A 23465-nucleotide genomic window follows, 5' to 3' on the forward strand; every position below is an offset into this window, starting at 1 on the left:
TACATTTAGGACACTCATATTCGATTACTTTATCTATATTTTGTTCAAGTACTATTTCAGAATTTTTCTTTAAATAATTTTCTAAATCCTTTAAATTATTAAAAGTTGGCATGATAAATCTCCCCTTTATTCTTAGTGATTTTACAATTTATAACCTGTCATATAAATTCTCTATGTTTATTCTAGATTCTTTTAATACTTTCACTGTGTTCCTTATATCTACTAACTCATATTTAAGAACTTCTATTTGTGCAAACCTAGGTAAATGTTTATAAAATTTAGAATGACTTTCGAAGTTAGAAGATATTAGTGCTTTCTCAATTATTTCTTCTATTTTATCTGTGTCCATTTCAAATCTATTGAATAAATCTAAAATGTATTTTTCGCTAATATTTTTTTCTATTTTTCTAACCTTAAGTTTGTTATAAGAAACACTAAATTCAAGTCCAAGTTCATGTTGAATTATTAATCCAAGAGTAAAATTCACCTTTTGTCCTGCGTAAGTATATATATCAAACCCATCTTTTATTACATCAATAAGAACTTTATTCAAATCTATAGAAAATGCAGAATGCTCTAACCGAATACTTTTTAATACAGATTTAGATTTCATATCAATATATGGATAATCACTGTTGCTATTAAGTACCTTTAGCATTTCTTTGGCTATTTCATAAGATATAATCATTCCATTGCCCATCCATGTGGCAAGTGCACCTTCTTTAGATATTTGCACATATATTCTATATCTATCGTAATCTATCTTGTCTATCTGCCATGTATTTCCTGCTAATACGAATTTAGATGTCTTGTTTTCCTTTAGTAATGAATAAATAAACCAAGATTGTAAAGTTCCAATTTCTTTATTTTTATGTATAATTGAAAATTCAGATACAGTTTCAAATACAGATACAAAGTTCATCAAAAAATTATAACCATATTCCTTCTCAATTTCCTTACCAAGCAGATATTCACCATTACTAAATTCCAGATAGTTTTTATCTATAAGATATTGGATAAACTCTATTAACTTTTCCTCGTTAATATCCTTAAATGAATTTGAATTCTCTAGAATCTCTTTTAAATATAGCTGCTTTAACCCAAATTTTTGTTGGATCATAGAAAATAATTGTTGAAATAGTACAGTATATGCTGCTAATGGAGTTGGAGCAGACTCTATCCACTTTTGTTTTGCCAATTCAACAATTGCAATAGCATTTATTAAGAAGAATTCTTCGTTAACACAGAATTCATAATGGGATACTGTTCCTATCCTCCTACCTGTTCTTCCCATTCTTTGTCTAAATGATGCAACGGTTGAGGGACTGTTTAATTGCATAACAACATCTAGTTCACCTACATCTATTCCTAATTCCATAGTAGAAGTGCAGCATAAACACATTTCACTTGGGGCGTTCTTTAATTTATCCTCTGATATTTCTCTTAAATTCTTACTAATGGAAGAATGATGAACCTTTGCATTTAACCCTAAGTTCTTTAGGATTCTAGACATCATTTCGCTATTGGTTCTACTATTACAGAAAAATAATGCCTTTTTGTCTCTTAACTCAGGTAGGAGGCAACTAACGGTATCTTCACTGAACTCATCAAAGTATCTAATAAATATTTTAGATCTATTTCCTTTGTTTTCTGGCTTAATAACAGATTTTTTTCTTTTACTAGACCCAGATATCCAATCTAAAATTTCTTCTGGATTACCTACTGTTGCAGATAAACCTATCCTTTGAATATCATACTTTGAATAAGTCTGTATCCTTTCTATGATACTCATAAGTTGAGCCCCTCTATAGTTTTCTGCAAAATAATGCACCTCGTCTATTACTATGAATCGAATATTTGAAAACAATTCCTCCGAGTCATAGGAATCTGACATAAGTATGACTTCTAATGACTCTGGAGTAGTGGCTATAATATGTTTAAGTTCTATTTTAAATTTTCTTTTATTATTATAATCAACTTCTCCATGCCATTTAAATGCATCGATGTTTGCGATTTTCCCTAGTTTTTTTAACCTAAACTCCTGATTATTGAGCAACGCCCTAATTGGAGATATATAGATTACAGAAATAGGTTTCAATTTTTCTTTATAAATTTCAGATATAATAGGTAAAAATGCTGCTTCTGTTTTTCCTCCAGCAGTTTGTGCAATTAAGATACAGTTATCTCCATTTAGAAGACATGGAATAGTATCTTCCTGTATTGGTGTTAAACTATTCCATTCTAAAATATCCTTGATTCCATTTTGAATTTTATCATCCAGTAAGAAATAACTAGATTCCATCATAGTTCTATCTCCATAGCAACTTCTCTACCGTATAGTTCAATTTGCTTATTGACTTCTTCTATTTGATGTTCATTAATATTTAAAAGTGATTTTATTTTACTCATAGGTTCTTTTTTCGCTGCTTCCAAGATAAATATGAAATTTCGTAAAAAAGTCCTTGGTAGTATACTTACTTCCTTTCCAAAAGCATTGGTAAAACTTTGAACATATTCTTCAATAAACTCATCTGATATTTTAGTCTCAGGATTCCACTCATGAACAACTCGATGAATATATCTAACCTTCTTAGAAACTTCTATTAATTGGCTTGAATCAAATCTTGACAATTTAATAAGAGGTTGTTCTAATATTCGAATGTCACCTAATTTAATTGGTTCTATTCTTGTATATAAAGCATCATGCTCCTTTATACCTTTCTCTTCGTCTTCTATTAATTCTTCCGTACCAGTAAATAGAAGATAGCAACCGGGCAGGTTATCTTTACTGACCATATCGATAAGTAATCTTAAATTTTCATAAGCCTGATACCTTATATCTTTTCTCTCTTTTCTTACAGTCTCAACTTCATCTATTATTACTAATAAACCTGCATACCCAGACTTTTCTATGATATAAAGTAATGTTTTAAGAAACTCAAATACATTTCCCTTATCTACTGATCCTTTAACTCCTATACTCTTCTTTATATCAGCAGGTATATTAGTATCACCAGCAAACCAAGCAAGAGACTTTTGTGCCAACGTATTGTCACCACTTAATAGCCCTGTACAAAATGATATAACTGCATTTACAATAGAAACATTAGTTGTATTTGCTTTAGCAAGTTCTAATGATATCTTATCTTTAAGCCTTACCATAAGTTTTTCTTCGTCCTCTTCATTATCATCAGGATCTAAATTGTATTTACTTATAATCTCAGATTTTTCTTTTTCAATCCAACTTTCGATTATAATTCTAAAAGCAGAAAACTCTCTAAATTCATTTGTTCGCATTCCAACCATTATTTTATTATATATTGTTTCAAAATTATGGAGTTGAGTATTTTTAGATATTACTATTTCTGAAATAACAAAATTATCCTTCAGTGCTTCCTCTTTTAATACTTCGCATAAAAAAGATTTACCACTTCCATATGGCCCATATATCATTTTGAATCCTGAATGTGCGTTCCCATTCGGCTTGAATCTTATATAATTCAAATCTTCTAGTATTGCATCTCTCTCTTCTTCATGGCCACACATAATATGTTTAGCACCTTCATATGCTGGTACACTTCCATTGTGTAAAGCCCTTAAAATTTGTTGTCCTTCGTTTATATTCATCCTACGAACTCCCCCCTATTTCAGATAATACTCGTATGTTGACATACCTACAACCTTAAACCCTATCCAATCATACCCCTCATTGTTAAGTTTAAAGATGAAATCTTGCATAAATGCCATTACTGATTGAGATATAAATCTAATGCCATCCTCATTACATATTTCTTGTATCTCAGAATCTGTATAAGAGGACGCTCTTAAGAATAACTCTAGTATTCTTTTTTCTTTCTTATTTAAACTATTACTATCTATATAGTTTTCTATTTGTTCTTTAACTGATTTAGGGATCTCTCTTGTCTTTTCTTGAGCAAAATCTGTATTTAAGCCAACATCCTCTAAACTAATTTGTTCCACTACTTCAGGAGTGTGTTTTTTAATGACTTTTTCATTATTTTTCTCTATAACTATTACAGGTACTAATAATTCTTGAAGCGATACTCCGCCATGATGAAATTTAGTTCCTCCACTAACTGGAAACACGTTTATTCCCCTTGGAAAATTAAAAAATAAATCTCCATCATAATTTGCAGAATAAGCACTCTTAGTTATATAGTTTCCATCTACCTTTTTTCTTGAAATAGTATATCTTCGCTTATTTACAATATTTTCCATATCTTTTGAAATATCAACCTTCATCCATTCTTCTAATCCAGAGGTCAATATGAATCCATGGTCAGCAACAACAACTATTTTTTCAATATCAATCTGTACCAACTTTTTTATTGCACTTTGTATCTTATTGAGCAATCCGGGAAACATTTGGATGCTGCTATCTTCAATGTGACCAGCCTCATCAATTTCATTTGAAAAAACTAAAATTCTATCCTTTTTTTTAAATTCATTCTTAAGGCTATTTATTGGAATATCTACAATTTCATTTAAGTTTTTAACTACTCCATTACCATCAGATATTTCTAAGAAAAACCTTATGCGTTCTGATTTATTATTTAATGGATAATTAAGGTTTCCATCTGTTGTTTTGATCGAATCATTCTCTTCATTTAGGATAAGTTTTGTATTACCGTTAGGTAACAAACTAGCCATTCCAAATTCCGTAACTGTTGGTATAGAAGCAATAATTGGTGTAATTGTTTTATATTTAATATCATAAAGCATTGAGAATATTTCTTTTCCCATTTCATATCTTAAAGCAGCCACTATTGCTACTGCTGTCTTCTTATCAGAATTTGATACATATTTAGACCAAAAGTCTAATTGTATATTTGTCTTAAACTCATAGTCGTGCTTACTCTCAATAATATTAGATATCTCTTCATTTAAGGGTTTAAGATATTGATAATAATATCTCTTGTCAACAAAGTTTAGAAGTTGAGATATAAAATCATCAATCAAAGAGTAATCTTCTTGAACTTTCCTATATAATAAGTCTATCTTCCACCAACTATTAGTTTCATAAAGAAAAATTATATTATCTAAACTATTATCTATTGCTTTAAACTCTTCTTCAAATACATAAATTAAGTTTATTAACTGAAATATATTATTAAGGATATTCCATTTATTAAATATCTTTGATTTAGAAAAATAGTATCTCCTTCTAATATCTACAAATACATTTAAATCTTTTAATTGGCTCCTTAGTGATTCTATATCTATACCATTTTCACTTTCAATGTATTGATAACCTTTTTGCTCTTCCTTTACATATAGACCATTTAAATATCCCAATAAATCTTCTTTTATTAAATGCGGATTCCGAACCCCTTTAAATATCTGAATCTCTAATTTTTTATATAAAATTTCCTCTATACCATATAGATATTCAATAGCAAATAATTCATCTACTTCCATTTCATTAAGTACATTAATCATATATTTCTCAGAGACACTTTGAGAGTATTCAATAAATTTATCTCTATAAATTTCATGATTAGCCCACGTTTCAAGAAGTTGAACACAATTCATTATTTTGTTTGTATTTGATAATTTAATTCCAAAAGGTTTTATATCTTTATTTCTACTTTTCTGTATCAATTCACTTTGAAATAAACTATCTACAATATGTTCTACAATTTTTTGCTTTGACTCAATACGGGATACATTAATTCCATATTCCAAAGAGAGAAACTCAAAAAACTTATCTTTAATCCTTGCTTCTTCAAGTATAGATTCATACTTATCTGTTTCACAAATATATTTAAGTATTGTATATTCTTTACTAATATCAACATATCCAAATCCATTAGTTAACACAATGTCATCTAGAGTCTCTTGATTAAGACTTCTAATAACACTTTCAGGTATTATATCCCATAATCTTTTTAATATATTTAGCCGTTCTTCAAGTGTTGATATATCAAATTGTCCAAAATCTATCCTGTAATTTATTTCTAAAATGTCTTTTACAGATGCAATATATGTGTCTCCAAAAAATTCATACTCCGTTAAAAATCCCTGCTCATTTTCTACATTAGAATATATAAGCCATTTTTTTGTAAGTTCACTATCAGCCAATAGTATTTTATAGCGGAGTTCAATAAAACTGCCTTTATAGGCAATTTTATTGACTCCTTGTTCATCAAATAAATTAAACTCTTGTAAAAATTCATTCTGGTAATCATACCATATAACAATATTAGAGTTCTTAAATTTTTCCTTTATCTCTGCTTGAATCAATTTATAAAATGATGTTTTCATTACTTTCCTACCTCTTTATAGTAGTCTTCTTTTTCTTTATTAGTAGATACAGGGCTTGATAATATAGGTTCTATAGGTATTATATTGTACAATACCCCTTCATCGGTATTGGGGTTATAAGGTAATATCTCCATTATATTCTTATCTAAAATATTCAGATCTTCTAATTTTGCTTCTAAATCGCTACATTTATCTTTGAAATCTTTTTCTTTACCCTTATCACCATTAGTCCTTGTCTCAATTAACTGATTAGTATAGTACTTTAAGTCTTCCTCGTATCTATCAATCATTTGACTTAGATAGATGCTTTTAACTTTATATAAGGTATCATTATCTAATTTATGGTAATATACGAAGCAATTGAATGTTTTTTTAGGACTACATATGTGCCAATATATTGGACGTTTTTCATAACTCCTTGAATGATTTTTAAAGAAGTCTTTGATTATATATCTTTCAATAGATGTACCTAATATATTTTCTATTTCATCAAAAATATTATCAGCATATTGTTCACTAAAATATTTTATTATTATATTATATATTTTTTCTACTATATCATCTTCCAAATACACAGAAGAATTCACCGGAATAATACCATCAACTATACTGTCTATGTCATTATCCCATCTGCCAAATATACATCCTATTAAAAAGTTGATTATATTCTCTTGTTCTTTTTTAATGGCTTTCTCTCCATATAATTCTTTTTCTAATCTTGTTCTAATTAGAATATCTTTTCTTAAGTTCAACTTTAAACTTAATAGATCATAATTTGGATTATTGTCGACATTTATTAACTTATTATAATTTGACTTATTTAAATTAAAATTATTGTTAATTCCATTTTGATCCTCAATAAGTTCAATTTCATCTTCACTTACCTTATATGTGTCGTAAACTAAATTGTTAATTATTTTATCGTTTTCAAAAACCGCTAATTCTATCTCATCTTTAATTCTTAGAAAATTCATAATGGATTCTTTCATGGAATTAGAAAACAAGTTTAAGACATTATCAGATTCAAAGTATCTAGATGTTTCTAAAAGTGAAAATTTATATCTTAATCTCTCAATATTTTCTAATGTTAATTTTTTGATTTCATCTATATATACTAATTCAAAACCTTTAATTGGTAAGCGGTTAACATCTCCAACCTGATAATGATTAGTAGGATTAATAATATTCAAAAAGAATATTATTAAGTTCGAATTCATTAAGCCTAATAAGAAATAAATATTAACATCTTGTTTAGGAAATATGCCAGGCTTATCATCTTCAATTATAGTATCAGTATGAAGATACTTAGCGCTAAAGTTAGAGTTATAAGGTGACCTAGGGTAATATATACCCCCCATATTATAATAATCTATCCCAGTAAACCCACCTCTACTTTTATAGAACTCTATAGCATCTTCTGAAAAATCTACTACCATATTATCCAAAGATACATATCTATCATTACCGGGAATTTTATCAATCCATTTCCATCTTTTAAAATCATTTACTTCCCAATAAAATCTAAGATATTTATCGTTATTATAAGTGCTTAATCCACGTTGTACATGAGCATATTCTTTGAAATTGGAATCTAAAAAATAATTTAATATATTCTCAGATAATTTGTAAGTAAATGGAGATCCTTTTATTATCTGAAATTTGTCCTGATTTATTAAATATCTTTTTACTCCATCTGTTATTTTAGGATACTCTGATCTATTAATACAATTACTTATATCTATAAATTCAGATTTTTTATTGTGTTGTTTAGTTTTACTTAGTGTAAACATAACACTATTTACCTTTTCTCCAGTTAATTCTTCAAATATTCCTGTTCCTAAATGAACAACCTCTTCAATCTGATTATTCTTTAGTATGCTTTCTCTTAGTTCTGTATATTTAGAGGTAAACATAAATCCATGCTGAACAATCATCCCTAATATTCCATTATCATTCAAAAATTCTTCACATCTCATTATAAATGCCGAATATAAATCCTCACTGCCAGCCTTATAATTACTCATTATAAAGTTCTTTAATTTTATATCCATATTTCCAATGCCCATATAGGGTGGATTAGTAACAACAACATCATAGCCTGTTTTTTGCATAAATATGTTTACAAGTTTTATTGATTTTGTAGCCTCGGTAGCAAATAGTTGCCTTGATATATCATTAGCTTTAATGGCTTCACTATAAATGGCATTCAAGCTGTCCATAAGTTCTCTTTCTTCTCTTGTAAAATCTCTTTGAGACTTATAATCTGATAAAGAAATAGAGTGTTCTTCTAATAAATTTTCTTGTCCTTTAATTTGCTTTCTCTTAATTCTTTTTGCCTTATCTAATTCTTTCTTAGCGATTCTATTTTTAAATTCCTCAAATAATGGAAACAACCTCTTTTCAGGTTGGATAAGACTCCCCTTAAGTCTAACATCTTCGAACTCCTCATAAATAATTTCTATCATTTTTAATATTGTCTTATTATCTTTGTGTTTTTCTTTTAAATTTTCTAATCTACTTCCGTTTAATAAAATTGCATCAGCACATACCAAATTAACTGAAAGTTTGCCTTTAGTATTTGTGTCATAACCATTGTCTTTTAAATAAGTCTTAGTTTTTATAAATAATATTAGCACTGCCAATTGAACTGCTCTTAAATCTATATCTATTCCATAAATATTGTTTTCTAGTATTTTATAAGGTATCTCTTTCTTTGTATATTTTCCTTCTTCTACATACATCTCATAAAATACATCGTATGCTCTTACTAAAAAGTGCCCACTTCCACAACAAGGATCTATAAGTTTAATATCTTCAACATTTTTTTTGTCCCTTAATCCATTCTGCATTTCACTATATACTTTATTAAGAGAATTATCTATAATCCAATTTACAACCCAACCTGGAGTAAATATTTGAGTTGTTGCTGGAACTTCATCTATGGTAATGAAAAAATCCTTTTGGTTCTGTCTTGTAAAAATCTCACTTTTTTCTCTGGAATTAAAATACTGATAAATCCAACCTATGATTTCATCTTGTTTCCATGATTCATCGTCTATATTGGTGCATAAGAGTTCTATTACTTTTAATAAACTTGTACTAGATGGAGTAACGAAGGAGTATTCATCCCCCGTATTAAACAACATCCTTATCTCCTCACTAATTTCTTCAAACATTATATTCAAGAGATATGCTAATCCTCCATCCATTTCATACTTACAAAATTCTCTTGCAACTTCATAGAATCTTGACCCAATAAAGGATCTATTACCATAATCACCTCTAGGTATTAAAATCTCATCAATAAGACCTCTGACTTCCATAACCCTAAGTGCCGCTAAACGATTAAGATATGTGTATGAAACTTCCTTTATATACTCCATAACGGCTTTGTCTTTCTCAAATCCACCTTTTTCAAGTTTTTCAATTGCCTTTTCTATATTATTTCTATTATTCGCTTGTTCCTCAGTTAAGTTTTTTAAATCCCTTAAGTTAACCCAGTCTTTGTTTATATAAATACCGTAGTTTATTAAAACCTGTTCTATATCTTTTTCTAATATGTCTCTACACTCGAGAATAGTAGACTTAATAGACTTCTTTTGTTCTGCATTCAACGAACTCCCTCCTATTCAATCATTATGCTGTTTCCAGCACTAATATCTTCCATTAATTGTTTCTCGATTTTTTTCAAATAGTCTTTAACAGACTTTGGACTTTTAAGAAGTACATTTTTAGGAAAACTTTTTGTACTTAAATGCTTAATTACTGGTTTCAGAACTTCAACCTCATCCTCTTCTCTTTCTTCCTCAATTTGCTTGTTAAGATACTTATATAATTTATCCATGGCTTTTTCCTGATACACATCTACTGCATCAATAATAGTTTTCATATCCCTAATAAATGTTCTACAAATAGGACATGGAATTTCTAATTTAGTAATACTATGAGAGCATAATTTATCAGAGAATGTACTTAATATATCTCCTTTTCCTATTTCACTTTTTAGATTTAAGAAACTCTTATTCTTTCTCATTTCTTCTATTTTCTCATTATAAAGTTTATATAGGATTTCATGAGTTTCTATATATTCTTTTACATATGGATCATAAAGTTTATAAAAATTTTCTCTAACATTAGACCATGAATCTACAAATGATTCACTCTTCAAATCATTCATTATTTGGTCATATATTTTTTCTTTAGTTTTTATATCTGCAGTATTTCGGTCTATTTCTATTATCCATACATTGTTTAAGAAATGCTTCATTTTCTTATATTCTTTTAAGTTCCCATTATCAATAAAACTTTTTAATTTCTTATATTTTGATAAGAATGTTCCATATTCTGAGAATTTTTGAACAAAATTGTTTATAGTTTCACCTTGTGTCTTTGATTTCAGCATAGTATTAAAAATCACATCTAACTTTTCTATGGAATCCTTAAATGCTAAATTATTGCTAGATATTATTTCTTTTATTGCTGAAATATCATTTCTGTAGTCTATTAATACATTTCTTGTATTGCTATATAACTCAACTAAGGTATCTTCAGATCTTTTGTTAAACATATTCATTAAAATATCCTGACATTTTTGTCTAGTGGATGCGCCAACTACTACTGCTAGTTTGAATATTGCTTTTCTAAAATTAGGCTCATTTTCAAATATATCTCTTACTCCTGATTGATTATAGTCAAGAAAATCTTTGCCTTCGTAATTAAGTTCTATATTCCCATTTTTAAATAGTAAAGCCGTAAAAAGTCGTACTGCTTCTGATGCCCAGCCATATGGCTCATTATCAAATACACTTAATAAATCCTTACCAATACATTGTCCATATTTATTTTTTAAAGTTTTTATTTCATTTAAAACTTCTTTTAATACAGCAGACTCGGCATTTACATTAGTGTCCTGTATTAGATTTAATCCACTTAAGTCAATAGATAATTGATTTCCTTTAAACACACTCTGTATATCTTCTTTTATTATCTTAATCCCTACCATATCAAATCTATGATAGACTTTTGGTATTGCTAGATTAGCAATATCTTCAAATATGGATTTTAAATCACTTTTATCCGATGTAGGGAATTCCTTTCCTTGATATATATAGGTACCATTAATAAGTGACTTTTCAATCTTCTCTTTTATATCTTCATATAACTTTATATTCTTTTGTTCTTCTTTTCTTAGAAAGTAACTCTTATCTTCGTCCGAACTCCATTTTCTTCTGTATTCATCTATTATTTTATTAAAGATCAAATATTGCTGCACATCCTCGTCTATTGTGCTATCATACTTTGCATACCAATAAATATTTCTGCTATCCCCTATACTTTTCATTAGATGTTGCTGTTTTCTTAACTTGTCTGAAGATTGCATCACACTATTTAAGTTAAGACTTACTAGACCTCTACTGTTCCTTACCTCATCGTCAATAGTTAGTTGTATATCAAATGGTCTAATATTTTTATAATTTATTCTTGTTATAGTAAATACTCCATCGATTACTTCTTTTACTTTTTTATTTATATCTCTAACTCCGATTTCGTTTGATCTAGATATGGCTTCTTGTCTAAAACTCTGTTCCTCAGGTGCTATGAACTTATAGTTTCCATGTGCATCTTTTTCTACATATCCGTGCCTGTATAATACATCTAGACTTGATTTAATCTCTTCTAAAATATAAATAAAATCTGCATTTACATTGTTTATAAGTAATTTTGTAATAGTATCTATATCTTTTTGTAATTTATCATCATTGTCTAATAGATAAAGCACTTTTAATATTTTTACTAATAATTCTCCATTATTTGGGTCCAGTTGTTCTGCTTCTTTAATACTTATTTGAATTTGATCGTCTATAAATTCTTTTGCTTGTTCAAAGAACATATCTAAGGTTACTAGTTCACCAATATTTTTCTCTTTCACATTAACATTGCTGTCAATAAGTATACCTTGAGTTGCTTTAATCATGCTCCTATTAGTTCCACCTAGTTTCTTGTTAACTTTTGAATTAGAGATAACATTATAGTAAATAGGCTGAATTAATCTTATATGATAAGGAAGGAAAGGATAAGTATCTATAAAATCTTCTTTATTTAGTTTAGGCATATACTTTTTAAAATCTTTGAATTCTAAGATAGATAATAACTTTCCTTTATTACTCTCATATAATCTGTCTATATCTTTTACTACATCTGACTTTTTCTTTAAAACTCTTTGATTTATAACCTTGTCTAAGTTTTCTGGAGTTAAATGTATTCTTACTTCAAATCTATCTATTACTTTATTTACCTCATCTTCAGTCTTTAAATACTGCTCTGTTATTTGTTCTAATTTATTTTGTGAAGATACTGAAAACCATAGTTTGCCTTTACCTTTTCTAGCAAATGTACTTTCTATAGCTTGTAAATATCCTATTACCTCTGGATTTGCTGAGATATATTGCCCTATTTCATCTACGATTACAAACAATCTATTATTTAGGCCATTCTGTCTATCTAGTTCGTCAACATACTTACATAACTCATCTGCCAAAATGGATGCAGAAATTCCTTTACTTCTCTTAAGGTCTTCTATATAATCTTTTGCTATTGATTCCGTAGGTATTTGTTCTGGTAATACCCTAACTAGTGCTCTTTGAATATAGTTTTGACCTATTCTTGTTGGCCTTATATCTTTCCATTTCCTATTACTCATTTCTTCAATGGTTTGTACAAATTCTTCATACTTTCCTTCATCAGATAATTCTTTTTCCATCTCTGCTACCCAAAGTTTTCCTGTATAAAAGCCTCTTTTACTTAGCCATTGTTTATAAATAGTTTGCTCTATAGGCTCAACTTTGCCTTCTGATTTTGCTGCTTCTTCTAAAATATCAAACATGACTACTGTAGTTTTATAAGTTTCATTTATTTTTTCTACATAGTTTTTTAAAATATTAGTTTCGTCTCTTCTAACAAATATATCTGCAGCAGAGCAATCATCAAATTGATGGTTTTCTAGTAGGTATCCAAAGATCTTTAAGAAATGTGATTTACCTGAGCCAAACCATCCTGATATCCAATACCCTACCTTGTTTTTATCATTAAGATATTTGTCTAAACATTCCTTAAAATGTTCTCTTAATTGATCTGTAATAACGTACTCTTGTAATTCTTGTTTAGCCACATTTACATCATCTTCTTGTACTTTAATTACTGGATTTATATATCTTTCTATACGATCTCTAAATAAATCTTTAATTAACATATACTCTTAACCTCTTTCTATATTATTAAAGCCCTAAGGGCAGTTTCCTTATATTTGTCCAATAATGTTACTGAAAATCTGTCATAACTTCCCGGATAAAAGAATACTACTGGAATTTGAACTCTTCCTTCTAAATAAGATAGTAATCTTATAAAATTAAAGTATATAGCCGTTGCTCCTACTCTAGTTACCAATATTCTTCCTTTAGGACCTATTTCTTTTACCTTGGATATGAAGTGAGACCTTACTTTTTCTAATAAAAATTCTCCTAATTCCTCTACCATGTCAATGTCTTCTTCTATCTTTTCTAATTGGATAATGCCTTCTATAGTTTCGTATTTCTCTATGATCTCAAATATAAGTTGCTCCATATTTATCAATTCTATATGAAACGCTTCTATTTCTTGTTGCAATTTGTTTATTATATACATAGCATCCTTATGTTCGTCTTTTTCATATGGACAAATGACAAAAGGAACTCCTGAATGTCGCACCCAAGCAAGGCTATCATTATTGATTAACTCTATTATCTTACTGTATTTCTCCATTAACGTAGCCATCTATTATCTCCTCCATACTTTTATATTTATATATTAAAGTTTTAGGTTCTTCCCTACCAAAGTCTAAAACTCCATTTCTATATGCTTCTTCAAGTAATATGTGAATGTCGCTTTCTAATAACAAAAATAAATGTAAATCCTTGCATTTATATACATCTTCTATAGTTTTAATGTTATCTTTATTCGTATATAACACATAACAAAAAATTATTGATGGAATAAATGGTTTGTTAAATTTAGGTCTTTTTCTACTATCAATAAAACCAAATTCCTTTAATACTCCCATCATACCTGAACGTACATCGTTAATGGTCCTTTCTGACCATTTAGATACATTTTCATCTTTATCAGCAAGACCTAAAATAAACTCTGTAGTGCCTACTGAAGATATCCCTAAAAAGCCATCTGTATATTTTTCATATACTAGATTTGCTATATATTCGTATATGATTCTTTCTTCCTTGCATAAATAGTAGTATAGAAGGAGGTTGATAATACTATCTGAATCAATCTTTTTCAAAAAATAGATGAACGAGGTTTCTTTATAGCCATCTAATTGATCATATAAATACCTCTTTCTTAACTCGTAAAATATTGTCTCTGCTCTTCTTTTTGAAGTTTTCAAGATCAAATTATTATCAAGTACCTCTTTTCTTAAAAGTTCTACATCTTTTAATTCTAGATACTTTTTTAATATTAGTTTTGTATCTGGTAGAACTGTACCTACTACTTTAATACTAGATCTGTAATCCTTTGATTCCATTATATAGCCATCCTTCTCTTATAGTATGGAGTTACAACGCTTCCTAGCGTGCATAAATCATAAATTGATATAAATGACTTTATTACATCTTCAAAGTTTTCTTTGTTTTTATAAAATGTTCCACTTATGCTACCTAATTCTATGGCCTTTTTATCATCTAAAGTATGAATTAGCAGTTTAGGTAGATTAAAAAATTCTCTAGCCCATGGGTTCGTAAACTTTTTCTCCTTGATATTTTCAATCATATCTAATACTTCTTGCCAACCATCAGAATTTGAAATTTCCTTTATGAATGGAGTAAATATTTTAGTCTCAAATTCGTATCCAAAATTAAACAATGTAGTAAATCTTTTTTCTGGAATTTCTCTATTCTCTTTTTCAACAATAATTTTTCTTGCAATATCATAACGATGTTTATAGAAAGTATTAGGGAAGAATTTTTCTAAGTTTCTTCGTCCTACTTCACCTAAGATACTAGACTCCCACCACACATTATTATCTTCTTCTCCTAAACGAATGATGGTCAATCTATAAAAAAGTGTATCTGCTAATATTTCTACATTAACTTCTGATTCATGTTTCTTTGCCAATTCGTGAATTTTATTTCTTATGGCTTGCATATAAATTCCTCCAATCTCTTATGTAATACTTATGATTATATCGTCTTTAATGGAAAAAAAAAAGAATTCCAGCAATCTTTTTCATTATTGCTGGAATTTTCGAATGATATACTCTATTGCTTTATAATTGATCAAAAATATTAAGTATCTTTTCAGAAATTTTCTCTTCTCTATCCGGTATCTTGCTTACTCTCATTAATCCTAGATTCCCGTTGACTCATAATCAGAAAGGTGGAGTAACACCAAAGACTTCATAAACTCCCTTCTGTTTCTGAAGGAACCCGCTAATACGTAGTTTTGACATCACGAGGGTACTCTTTACGGGATGATCAGTTCAAAACTATCTCTTAACTGCCTATAAAACAACTCGAAATTATTCCATCAGTCTAGGCATTTGCGCAATAAAGTAAATTATAATGTAAATATTTAGGATACTTACACATACACAACTTTCCTGGAGAATTTTGAGTAGAAAACAATTTTTCAAATCAAATTCTATACCATAATCTTGAAAAAAGGATAGATTTAACCAACCTTCTTGAATGAGGATTTTAAATTTATCCTTTATGCTATTAAAGGCTTTAAATAAATTCTTACGCTCTTCAAATAATGTCTGATAAACGAAATGGAGTTTATGAGGGACGGGACTTTTCAAGTCACAAGATTAAAGTCAGCCTTTTATGACCCAAAATTCTATGTCCCTCGTGATTCTTATAGATGCATATTTTGAAACATAAGTGACCTAAATTTGGATTGACAAATACAAATGTTAGATTAAAATAATCTGTCTCTATCAATGCTAAAATTCATAATATCACAATAACAATCTTACAATAATCAATATCCTAAAATTTTAAAACAAGTAGTCAAATTCAATGTTTTCTATTTACAAATCACTATTTATCTAGTATAATTAGGCTAACAAAAACATAAGCTAATATTGTGCTGAACAGAAAGGTGTCTATTTATAGGTGCTAAATCTGATAGGTGCGTTAAAATCGAAAAGGGTTTTCTGTACGGTGTTTGTTTACAAATGCTTGAGGCAGGAAACTCTTTCACTTTCCCCATTTTAAATAATCATATATCATAATTAGCCTTCTTATATGTGTTCTTGCTTGTGAATCTACATTCTGTAATATATTTACATCCTCCTCAAACAAGTTCCTTAGTACATCTTCAAGTTCAACAACATTAATTTGTTCTTTTCCTAGATGAGATATCAACCTTGTGGCTCTTTCTAATGAGTCTTTCTCTTGGTTCCATATTTGTTTTACTGAGCTGTACTCTCCCAAACAATTCCTATTTTTTTTGATTGTTTTAGAAATAATAGCATCAAAATTCTGTTTAATTGCCAGCTCTTTACATTCTGGAAACTCTTTTGTTGCTTCGTACAAATATTTATTAACTGGAAGCCTACCTGAATTTTGTCTCAATACCTTTGGATATGCATACTCTAATAGTTCATCTGCCGAGAAATCCAAATCACCTATTACAATATTTCGGTACCATTCATTGCTATCAATTCCACTGAGCCCTTTAAGTCCCAAATCAGAGACTTTCCCTATTGCAAGTACCAGTTCGTCATCTGATACTCTAATATCATCAAGAGCTGCTACCCTTAAGTTTGATGTTGGCATATTGGTAATCGTGTAATCATACAGCTCCTTCTTAAAGCGGCGCAGTATTTTTACTGAAAGCTTTGCCTTTTTATTTTCCATAGCAGAATAAAGAGACATAAAATCTCCAAGCATTACTTTCTTCATGCCTAACGGTTTGTTGTCCACCATGATAATATATGGACTGACCTGAACGCCCACCATATCTCTATTATATTCCACGAACACAAATCTATCTTCTAGCAGTTTAATCTGTTTTTCATCCAAGCAATTTACAATAGACTTAATGATATTTTGCACATTTATATCACTTATAGAATAACCCATAAAAATAATTGGATATTCCATAAAAATAGTCATCAATTTTGCAGCTAGATAGGCACTTTTTTCTCCAAACTTCACATAATCAGATTCATTAATTATAATACTCTCTGGATTTTCAACTGAACCATGTATTTTATAAATTTCTGCAATGCCCTGAATTGCAGAGAAAATCAGCTGATTCTGACCAACATATTTTGTAAACCCCTGAAAATTATCTTCTAAAAAAGTATCATAATTGGTTGTTATTACTCCTGCTATACTCTTTTCAGAAATATGGACGAGTTTGTTTATTTCTTCTTGATAGTGGGGTTCAACTATTGTGTTACGTTTTATGTATGCTGCTAGTTCTGCCTTAAATGGAGATAAACCATTATTTTTTATCTGTTCTAATGCCTCTTCATTAACATTTCTTATAGAAGCATCTCTAAACCATTTTTCATCGAAGTCTCTTTGAATTAATTCTGCTATTTTAGGCATAATACCCGCCTTACATTGTAAAACCTTTGCTTTGTTCTCATATGAACTATAAATAAAATTATCATCCTCAATAACTCTAGCAAAATGCTCCAACAAACCTTTCCAATCTGGCAAATTCAAATATCTTCGAGTCATTCCAGAACCTAAGAACAAAAATGGAGTAGTATTAAAATTACTTATAACATCTTCAATTGTCATTAATATTTCACCTATTTTCTATTTTCAAATATATATTTGAACGAGAATTTTAGTCTATCAATATTTTTATAATATCATAATTATATCTCCATCTATACTTATTTGATAGGAAAGTAAAATTTCCTTTTATTTGCGAGAGTTCATTATCTTATTTCAAAACAACCTTGGCTTGTTTTCTAGGAGCCGTTGGGTAGTATTTTACATCGGGATAACCTAATACAAGACAAGCTTGTACTTCTTTTTCATCCTCAATATTTAAGAACTGTTTTATCTCTTTATTTTGATTTGCAGCTCTTACAAAAAAGCCGCTATAAAACATCCCAAGTCCTTGGGCAAATGTCATAAGTTCCATATTTGAAGCAGCTAGCCCTGCATTAATAGCAGAATCACTGACGACACATACAGCTGCAGGTGCATGAAAAAACAAATCATCACGACTATCTTGACTATAGTGATCACACATAGTAATCCACCGACGAGCGTACACTTTATATATCCTAGAAATTTCAGTATTTAATAGTATTTCTTGTGCCTCTTTGTTTAAACTCTCCAGTGCCATCTTCGTCAATTGGGGCAAATTATCTCGTACAATCACATAAGAGGTACCTTGTAAATTGCTACCAGTAGAAGTATATCTTCCCGCCTCGATAATATTCATCTGCTTCTTATCTTCAATGGGCTTTTGAATAAATCGTCGTATAGATCTTCTTCCCTTAATGGCCTTAAGTAATAAATCAGGATCTAAGGCCGCCGACTCTAAAGTAGACTCTTCTACCTCTCCCATTTCGTATCCTTCTATAGAAACCGCATTCTGAGGACACACAGCAACACAATGCCCACATTCCATACAGTTAAAAATAGCCTTAGCCTTTTTATCTTCAATAATAATATTCTTTGGAAAGCAGTCGCCGACACATAGACCACATCCTATACAAAGTTCATTATCAATACGTACCAATTTAATACCTCCAGTAAACTATTTACGATTTATATAGATAAACTAATAAATCTCATCAGAAAAGATTAAAAATATATTGCTCCTAAAATTTTTTGTTCCTCGTAAAATGTTTTAATTTGATTCCTTTCTTTTGTACATGATCTGCAGCAAGCTTTCCAATTACGATTGAAACAGGAAGTCCGGACGTTTTCTATAATAGTCAAATGATGTTTCTACTTCAAATCCACACTTTCTATATAAGTTAAATGCATTTTTATTTGTGCTATCGACTTCAATTGTTATATTTTCTCTACCTCTATTTTTTAAATCTGTTAGTATTCGCTTTAATATAGCTCGTCCAAAACCTTTTCCTTGATATTGTGGTGATACCTCAAACCCAAATATAGAGGCTTCATCATTTCCAAGGCTTGCAGAACCCATTCCAATATGTTTTTTATATATCATAGCTATATATTGTATTCTCTGATTCAAAAGATTTAATTATCATACTTTTTGCATCTTCATAATTGTCATTGAATATTTCCTGACTCAAATTAATAAGTGATTCCAAATCTTCTTTTTCTGCTTCCTTTAACTTTATTTCAGGAGTTGGGCGAACTTCCATATCATCTACTGAATCATTATATCTTAAGAAATACTCTGTAAAATCAAATTCTGCCTTTAGTTTTTCTATTACTTCGTTTCCATCATTTGATTGTGGTTCACAAACAAATACTAAATCTAATATATTATATTTGGTTATTTCTTTTATAGCCTCATGGAGCAGCTTTTTAAAATATCCTTTTCGCCTATATTTAGGTAAAGTATAGGCTGATATTTCTGCTTCATCTCTGGTTGGAATAAACATAGATACAAGACTCACTAATATGTTATTATCATAAAGTAAAAATAAGCTCTTTATTTCAGAATTAAAATTTATGGATGTGTCAAGAAATATACTTCCATTTAACTTATCATGCTCTTTACATATCAGCTCAACTTTCCTTATTTCCTTTATGATTTCCTCACTTGGCTCACTGAATTTTTTAATCACCAATACAAACCCCTCCACCCATATGTGTTATATCTACATTTTAACAAAGTATAATTCTGATTACCAAGGTTAATTTAATACGCGACATTCTACTGTGGCTCAATTTATAAATAATGTTCGTTACGGGAAGTCAAAGACCTCCCCTACCGCTCCCACTTTAAAGTATTACCTCAATTCACGTAAAATCCCTTTGTCTTCAAAGCCTTCACAGTTAATTTTATACATTAAGTTTATCATGTCGTGACTATATTTTGTAAGGATTTAATGCATAATCTACACAGTCTGCAAGGCAGTTAGCTATGGACTTCCCTTTGTTTTGGTGCATAGAAATTTGAGAGGGGAATACAGCACATCTACGCATCACAACTAAGAGGAATAAAAGATGCTTTACAAACAACCTATGACGAGTTACTAAAATAGGGAAATGAGCTATCTTTTAACAGAAATAGAAGAAGTGCCAGCACAGCACAAGAGTTGAGACAAACAGCTTTGTCTCCCTTATTCTTTGTTGGCACTTTTGTAAATATAATTTATCCTTAATGTTATTAAACGCTTTAAATATATGCTTTTCTTAAAACTTTTCCATAGGGATGTGATGGTTCCTTATTTTCAACAACAATTAGTTTATTATCCTCAATCATCTTATCAATACGCAAAGCATACCAACTATCGCTAATGCCTAGACTGTATTCTCCTAAGAGCTTACCGATAAGTCGTGCCATAATAATATCATTATCTGGAAGATTCTTTGTGATAATGAAATCATAAAAATTTTCTGGTACAGAAATTAGCTTTCCGTTTATAACTGCTCGTAATGGTGCACTTTCTACCATCAAGTCATGCCAGTAGTCACTAGCAACTCTCTTTTCTATCTGTGATAATTGTTTTTCAAGAGGTAGGAATTGATAAATTTTACCTGCCTCAACTTCCCCCCAGTGACTATACTCTGCTATTTGATTCTCAGATATTTGCTTATATTTAGGTAAAGAAACAACACTTATATTGCAGTCAATATTTCTCAATATATTGCAAACAAAATAAAATCCACAAGTAGAATAAGGAGCGCTGCTTTTCCATATTCGTATGGGTATACCATTTTTTGCAGCTGATAGAAGATATTCCATATCTTTACGTTGATTTATGAAGAACTTCTCTTGTTCCTTATTATCAAAATTAAATCTTCCCCACAATTTGAGAAAAATATTTTGGCGCTCATCTCCATCAATCGAACCTGAAATATCTCCAACATCAAGTGAAAAGCCTATATTAACCACATCTCTAGAATTTCCTCCAACTGCTTGGCCTTCAAAATGTTTCTCTAATTCGACCTTAGTTGGTTTTTTCCCCAGCATAGCTGACAGCTTCACCAATTATATTTTTATCATTATAATTTTTTGCTGCTTTCATAAAACCTTTCTCACTATCGCTAAATACAACTTCAAGCATCATTTCACCTCTTGTACAAATATATTAGTGTTATCTATTCCACTTTTTCAATAAGGAATTATGCTGTTTTATATTATCAGATATTACCGAATTGATTACTTCATCGAGATTTCTAAAAGACACAATTGGGACGTTAAATATATAAAGATATCTCTTTAGATGCACATTTTGCACATCCTGTTTATAAAATGGCGTTCATGCTTAAATCATGAGTTCATGACGGAAGGTCAAAGACCTCCCCTACAACCTAGATACCGATAGGTAGGGGCGCACCTTTGGTCTGACCCGTTTGCACGACGCAATGTCCTACTGTTACGCAATATATAAAAATTGCGTCATGCAGGGAACGCTGCCGCTCCGTATTTCCAAATCCGTATATTAATATGACATTTTCCTACTAATATCTTTATTCTTAAAATAATGATAAACCAAACACTTTAGCAATCTCTTTTACCCCTTGCTCAATTTCTTCCCTAGGAAAATTAGATTTTTCTAATAACTCATCATCTAAATTATTTAATTTTGCATAAAAATCCAAGGCTAGCTCCATATACCTTTTGTCATTAGAATCTATATTTTGAAATAGCAAATTCTCGGCTTCATTGATTTTTCCTTTCCCTATTAAATTGAGCAATTGTTTATATAAATAATCAGTTTGGGTATAATTTTCTTCACTTGGTAATTCATAGATAATTGTATCTTTATTAAAGAAAAGTTTTGCAAGCAACCTTATCAAATCATCTACCATGCGCATTATATAATCTTGTTTAATCATAGGATATATCTCAACCTTTCAAATGTATTGATATTTATTACTTTAAATATTACTAGCATTTATGTTAATTAAATTCTAAAGATCATATCAAAACATCACGAGGGACGAACATCAGGTAGGGTCTGAATGCACTTGGCGCACAATTAATAATGATGAGTCAATGTATGATATAACAGCAATTTATCGATTATTAACAAAGATATCGATATGGTAACTTATTTCTCCTAAAAAATGGAATAAAAAGTTACCGTCCCTATATGCCTATAATAGTTGTCATGTTATTGTTATTATTTTTTTACAAAAACAATAGCTTCTTTCTGATAGGAATCAAAATAATTGTTTAAACTAGGAAAGAGTTATTGTTATTTTTCTTCAAATTTACAAGCAATTATGATTTAATTATTTAAAAAATCAAGAGTAAACTGCGCATGTAGTGCTGTGCCATATTTTAAATAATCTTCATCAATCTTGAATTTCTCATGGTGTGGAAAGTAAATAGATTCTTTTTCTTCGTTTCTATATCCCATAAATGCATAAACTCCTTTAGCATGTTGGAAATAGTAAGGCATATCCTCTGATCCCATATATCTAGGTAAATTTATATTTTTACCTTCTCCTAAGACTTTTGTTGAAGACTTGTCAGCTATAACTGCTAATTGTTCATCATTGCAAAGGCTGAGAGCACTCTCTTCTATTCTTACATCTACCTTAAGCTCATAGGCATCTGCTATTGCTTTTGCATGTCTTTTTATTGCTTCATGAGCTATTTCCCTAACAGTTAGATTGAAGTATCTCATAGAAATATCAACCTCTGTATATTTAGCTACTATGTTTGCTTTTGTGCCACCAACGAACTTTCCAACAGAAAGGACTATTGGATCTTGTGCATCAATATTCTTAGTAACTATTCCCTGTAAATCTGTAACAAAAATACATGCGGGATGAATAGTATCTTTTGCCTTATGAGGTACAGAGCCATGTCCTGATACTCCTTCAAATTTAACATAAATAGTGTCACAGCCTGCCATTCTATACCCAGCTTCAATATTTACATATCCAGTCTCTAATTCTGGCATTCCATGCATACCAAAACAAGCATCAACTCCATCCATTCCGCCTGCTTCTATTATTTTTTTAGCTCCTGTGAATGTTTCCTCGCCC

15 protein-coding genes are annotated in these 23465 nt (G+C 29.7%); all 15 read right to left on the reverse strand.

Annotated features, from left to right (window positions below; genetic code table 11):
* Positions 1–148: 148 nt before the first annotated feature.
* Entirely contained in the window at positions 149–2305 is a 2157-nt protein-coding gene (locus Q7P22_RS12000; protein ID WP_303864462.1) for a DEAD/DEAH box helicase, read from the reverse strand.
* The gene (locus tag Q7P22_RS12005; RefSeq protein ID WP_303864464.1) at positions 2302–3627 is read right to left on the reverse strand and encodes a BREX system ATP-binding domain-containing protein; all 1326 of its coding nucleotides are present in this window, start codon (positions 3625–3627) and stop codon (positions 2302–2304) included. The genes Q7P22_RS12000 and Q7P22_RS12005 overlap by 4 nt, the downstream gene beginning before the upstream one ends.
* A 15-nt stretch (positions 3628–3642) precedes the next feature.
* On the reverse strand, positions 3643–6285 hold the full coding sequence (locus tag Q7P22_RS12010; RefSeq protein WP_303864466.1) for a PglZ domain-containing protein: 2643 nt from the start codon (positions 6283–6285) through the stop codon (positions 3643–3645).
* Positions 6285–9899, reverse strand: a complete 3615-nt coding sequence (gene pglX / locus Q7P22_RS12015) for a BREX-1 system adenine-specific DNA-methyltransferase PglX (RefSeq protein WP_303864468.1) — start codon at positions 9897–9899, stop codon at positions 6285–6287. The genes Q7P22_RS12010 and pglX overlap by 1 nt, the downstream gene beginning before the upstream one ends.
* Positions 9900–9910: 11 nt before the next feature.
* On the reverse strand, positions 9911–13534 hold the full coding sequence (brxC, locus tag Q7P22_RS12020; RefSeq protein ID WP_303864470.1) for a BREX system P-loop protein BrxC: 3624 nt from the start codon (positions 13532–13534) through the stop codon (positions 9911–9913).
* 17 nt (positions 13535–13551) lie between these two features.
* The gene (locus tag Q7P22_RS12025; RefSeq protein WP_303864472.1) at positions 13552–14094 is read right to left on the reverse strand and encodes a BREX protein BrxB domain-containing protein; all 543 of its coding nucleotides are present in this window, start codon (positions 14092–14094) and stop codon (positions 13552–13554) included.
* A complete protein-coding gene (locus tag Q7P22_RS12030; protein ID WP_303864474.1) occupies positions 14066–14857 on the reverse strand; it encodes a BrxA family protein in 792 nt (263 codons plus the stop codon). The genes Q7P22_RS12025 and Q7P22_RS12030 overlap by 29 nt, the downstream gene beginning before the upstream one ends.
* Entirely contained in the window at positions 14857–15477 is a 621-nt protein-coding gene (locus Q7P22_RS12035) for a BrxE family protein (protein ID WP_303864476.1), read from the reverse strand. Before Q7P22_RS12035 ends, Q7P22_RS12030 begins: the two co-directional genes overlap by 1 nt.
* A gap of 1055 nt (positions 15478–16532) precedes the next feature.
* On the reverse strand, positions 16533–18092 hold the full coding sequence (locus tag Q7P22_RS12040) for an SIR2 family protein (protein WP_113920061.1): 1560 nt from the start codon (positions 18090–18092) through the stop codon (positions 16533–16535).
* A 148-nt stretch (positions 18093–18240) separates the two neighbouring features.
* Entirely contained in the window at positions 18241–19050 is an 810-nt protein-coding gene (locus Q7P22_RS12045; RefSeq protein ID WP_303864479.1) for a nitroreductase family protein, read from the reverse strand.
* Positions 19051–19209: 159 nt separating this feature from the next.
* The gene (locus Q7P22_RS12050; protein ID WP_303864481.1) at positions 19210–19521 is read right to left on the reverse strand and encodes an N-acetyltransferase; all 312 of its coding nucleotides are present in this window, start codon (positions 19519–19521) and stop codon (positions 19210–19212) included.
* Complete coding sequence (locus Q7P22_RS12055) at positions 19484–20083, reverse strand: GNAT family N-acetyltransferase (RefSeq protein ID WP_303864489.1); 600 nt, start codon at positions 20081–20083, stop codon at positions 19484–19486. The genes Q7P22_RS12050 and Q7P22_RS12055 overlap by 38 nt, the downstream gene beginning before the upstream one ends.
* Positions 20084–20637: 554 nt before the next feature.
* A complete protein-coding gene (locus Q7P22_RS12065) occupies positions 20638–21435 on the reverse strand; it encodes a DUF3658 domain-containing protein (protein WP_303864483.1) in 798 nt (265 codons plus the stop codon).
* 506 nt (positions 21436–21941) lie between these two features.
* The gene (locus Q7P22_RS12070; protein ID WP_303864485.1) at positions 21942–22304 is read right to left on the reverse strand and encodes a DUF6483 family protein; all 363 of its coding nucleotides are present in this window, start codon (positions 22302–22304) and stop codon (positions 21942–21944) included.
* Positions 22305–22699: 395 nt separating this feature from the next.
* Positions 22700–23465 (reverse strand): amidohydrolase (locus Q7P22_RS12075; RefSeq protein ID WP_303864487.1); only part of this gene is annotated, 766 nt, incomplete at its 5' end.

Origin of the sequence: Alkalibaculum bacchi, from assembly GCF_937875145.1 — a bacterium.
GTDB classification, from domain to species: domain Bacteria; phylum Bacillota; class Clostridia; order Eubacteriales; family Alkalibacteraceae; genus Alkalibaculum; species Alkalibaculum bacchi_A.